Source organism: Actinosynnema sp. NPDC023658, assembly GCF_040639995.1.
Taxonomy (GTDB): Bacteria; Actinomycetota; Actinomycetes; order Mycobacteriales; family Pseudonocardiaceae; genus Actinosynnema.
Window position 1 is genome coordinate 1 of the sequence record NZ_JBFAAX010001182.1, and the last position, 1,586, is coordinate 1,586.

A 1,586-nucleotide genomic window follows, 5' to 3' on the forward strand; every position below is an offset into this window, starting at 1 on the left:
CGCGGACGCCCGTGCGCGGCACGCCGTTGGCGGACCTGCTCGCGGCCCGCACGTCCCGGGAACGGCGGGGCACGCCGGACGTGGCCGTCCTCGCGGGCCCGGCGCGCGCGCTGGACGTGGTCCGCGGCGACCGGTTCCGCGAGGAGGTGTGGCGCACCTCGCAGGGCGCGACCGAACTGGCCGCGGAGTTCACGCTGCTCGGCCACCGCGTCGTCACCGGCGGCACGGACAACCACGTGGTGTTCGTCGCGCTGCCCGCCGACGTGGCCCCCCACGCGGTGGACGCCCTGCGCGAGGTCAACCTCGTGGTCGACCGGGTGCCGGGACCGGATCCGGTCATCGCGCTGGACGTGACCTCCGCCGGGCGGCGCGGGTTCGACCGCAGCGAGATGAGGCACGTCGCACAACTGGCCGACGAAGCGCTCAAGGGCGTGCGGACCGGCGACCGGCTGGACCGCTTCACCCGGCTGTCGGTCCGCGACGAGGTGCTGCGCCTGCTCTGGCAGTTCCCGCTGCCCCGCCACGTCCCGACGACCCGATGGAGGACCAACCCGTGAGCGGACCGGACATGCTGCGCCGGCTGGAGGCGATCCGGCGATCGATGCCGGAGACCCCGGTGGTCAAGCTGGCCGACGACACCGTCGACCTGTACGCGAAGCTGGAGTTCAGCAACCCCAACGGCAGCTCGAAGGACCGTTCGGCGTTGTGGATACTCAAGCGCGCCGTCGAGCGCGGCGACGTGACCGAGGGCTCCACGATCGTGGAGTCGTCCTCGGGGAACTTCGCCATCTCCCTGGCCTCCTTCTGCCGATCGCTGGGGGTGGACTTCATCCCGGTGCTCGATCCGAACGTGAACGCCTCCACCGAGGCGTACCTGCGGCAGGTGTGCCGTCGGGTGGAGAAGGTCACCGAGCGCGACGCCAGCGGCGGCTTCCTGAGCACCCGGTTGGCGCGCGTGCAGCAGCTCCGCGGCGAGCTGCCCGACGTGTACTGGCCCAACCAGTACGCCAACACCGACGCCGTGCTCGCGCACTACCGGCTCACCGGCGGCGAGGTCTGCCGGGCGTTCCGGTCGATCGACTACGTCTTCATCGGCACGAGCACGGGCGGCACGATCGCCGGGCTGTCCCAGCGGGTCAAGGAGACGTGGCCGCACGCCCGCGTGGTCGGCGTGGACGCGGAGGGGTCCGCGATCTTCGGCGGCACGCCGCGCACCCGGCACATCCCCGGTCTGGGCTCCTCGATCACCCCGCCGCTGTTCGACCACGCGCTGATCGACGACGTCGTGATCGTGCCCGAGCGGGACACCGTGCGCGGCTGCCACGAGCTGCTGCGGCGGCACGGGCTGTACGCGGGCGGGTCGACCGGGACGGTCTACGCCGCGATCAACCGCTACTTCGCCGACCACGCGGGCCCGCGGCCCACGGTGCTGTTCCTGTGCGCCGACCGCGGCACGGGCTACGCCGACACCATCTACAACCCCCGCTGGGTCGCGGAGGTCTTCGAGGAGGAGCCCGCCGCCGACATGGTGCCCGCCTAGCACGGGCGGCCCGAACCCCGACATCCCACCACGATCCCGGTCCGCC

General features: G+C 72.8%; 2 protein-coding genes. Both read left to right on the forward strand.

The genetic code is table 11. The annotated features are described in order from the left end of the window. A partial coding sequence (locus AB0G02_RS39345) for a hypothetical protein (protein WP_360805356.1) occupies positions 1–557 on the forward strand: 557 nt, incomplete at its 5' end. Continuing rightward, a complete protein-coding gene (gene sbnA, locus AB0G02_RS39350) occupies positions 554–1,540 on the forward strand; it encodes a 2,3-diaminopropionate biosynthesis protein SbnA (protein WP_360805359.1) in 987 nt (328 codons plus the stop codon). The genes AB0G02_RS39345 and sbnA, both read left to right, overlap by 4 nt. Positions 1,541–1,586: the final 46 nt, after the last annotated feature.